This window comes from Actinoplanes sp. NPDC048791 (assembly GCF_040650095.1).
GTDB lineage: Bacteria > Actinomycetota > Actinomycetes > Mycobacteriales > Micromonosporaceae > Actinoplanes.
In genome coordinates, this window is the sequence record NZ_JBEZGQ010001312.1 from 1 (window position 1) to 1,991 (window position 1,991).

At 72.5% G+C, this 1,991-nt stretch carries 2 pseudogenes; one reads left to right on the forward strand and one right to left on the reverse strand.

Going from position 1 to position 1,991, the window contains the following annotated elements:
• Positions 1 to 1,192, reverse strand: a pseudogene (locus AB0C29_RS45775) (helix-turn-helix transcriptional regulator); the annotation flags it as partial.
• 608 nt (positions 1,193 to 1,800) lie between these two features.
• On the opposite strand from AB0C29_RS45775, the pseudogene AB0C29_RS45780 reads away from it, so the two are divergent.
• Positions 1,801 to 1,991, forward strand: a pseudogene (locus AB0C29_RS45780) (hypothetical protein); the annotation flags it as partial.

Genomic DNA, 1,991 nt, shown 5'->3' on the forward strand with positions numbered 1-1,991 from the left:
GCAGCCGCTCCGGCGGGATCCGGTCGAGCAGCTCGACGAAGTCGGCGCTGTCGGCGGTGGCGAAGAGCGGTAACCCCCGGCGCACGACCAGCTCGGCGACCAGCTGCCAGTCCGCGGCCGCCGCGGCGTGGGTGAGCGCGGGCAGCGTGTCGCCCGCGACCGCGTGCCATCGCGCGGTCAACTGATGCAGCCGCGCCGCGCTGTCGGGCTCGATCACCCGCAGCCGGTGCCGCAGCGCGGAGCGGAAGGTGCGGTGATAGCGGAACCAGTGGCCCGTGCCGACCGGCTCGACGAACACGTTCTCCCGCGCCAGCTGCTCCAGCATCCGCTGCCCGTCCTGCCGGCCGGTGAGGGCGTCGGCCAGCGCACCGCAGATCCGGTCGGGCACGCTGGTGTGCAGCAGGAATCGCTGGTGAGCGTCCGGCTGGCCGCTCAGCACCTCGTCGACCAGGTAGGACTCGGCGGTCCGGTCGGGCAGGGATCGGCCGTCGACCTGGAGTTTGAGCCGCAGGCCGACCGGCCAGCCCTCGACCTGCCGGACCGTCGCGGCCAGTTGCTCGACCGGCATCCGGCGATTCAGCCGGGTGAGCAGCTCGGTCGCCTCGTCCACCCGGAACCCGAGATCGGCGCCGCCGATCTCGGTGAGGTCACCCGCGACCCGCAACTGGTGCAGGGCGATGCCCGTGGCGTGCCGGCCGGACAGCACGAAGCGCAGGCGCGCGGGCGCGCGGCGCAGAAACCCGCTGAGCTCGTCGAGCACCTGCGGGCCGACCAGCCTGTGCAGGTCGTCCAGCACCACGACGACGGTCCGGCTCAGGCTCGCCGCCCCGATGCCGATCCACCGCTGGAAGCCCAGGTCGCCCGCGGCCGGCGGATTGCCCGGCAGGGCCACCCCGACCGTCGCCATCGCCCGGATGACGTCCGACCAGAACACGGCCGGGTCGTTGTGCGCGTCGTTCAGCGTGAGCCAGGCGATCGGACCGGAGGGCGAGCGGGCCGTGCTCCACGAGGCGGCCAGGGCGGTCTTGCCCCAGCCGGCGCCGGCGGAGATCACCGTCGCGGTGCCGCGCACGCCCGCGTCGATCGCCTCGATGAGGCGGGGCCGCCAGATCTGCCCGGACGGCAGCCGGGGCCGCGCCGTGTCGGCGCCGGTTCCCCGTAACGAAGTCTCGTAGCCGGCCAATTCACGCATCTGCTCCCCCAGCCCTCGGGACCGCTCCTCGAACGACCCGCCGGTGCCACCTGTCAGTCTCGTTCCGGCTGTGTGCCGCAGGGTCTGGGCAGCATCACCACAAGGGCACCGGACCATCGGGGGAACGCACAGTCCGGGTGGTAGTGGTGACAGAACGTGAATGTGGCATCTGGCACCTCCGCAACCGAAACATAGTTCGTCACCCCTGGCAAGGCCCCGGCCGGAAGTGCTCCGGTGCGGCGGTCCCGATCGGCGACGGACGCAAACCCGCAGGTCGCCGTCTTCAAGTCCGGAATGATCAGCCGACCCGAGTCCTGATAGCTCAGTGATCCGGCAGGTGTCCCCCGGCCCCGCGGCGACCGGAACCGGACCGGCCGGACCGGCGACCAACAACCCTGACCTGCTGCAAGTACCTGATTACCGATGGTGACACCGGTCAACCGCACCCGGCGGTATCCCGATCATTGAGACACCGGGCGCCGGACAGTTGCTCATGCCGCGGGAATGAACGCCGGTGACGTCCGCCCCACCCCGGTCGCCGCCGGCCCCGCGGTTCCACACCGGACGGATGAGCACCACGCCGGATCCTCCGGCGCAGGCTGTGGCCCATGCCGAGGGCGGGACCAGACGTCGGGCACCGAGTTCCCCCAGGGCTCGCTGCGCGGCACCGCCCGGCCGACCTGGGCGACATCGGCACCGTGCTGAAGCCGGGCGCGGCCGCCGTCATCCTGGTCTACGAGAACCTGTGGGCGGCGCCGTCGGCCCGGACCCTGCGACGCAACGGCGCCCACCTGGTCGC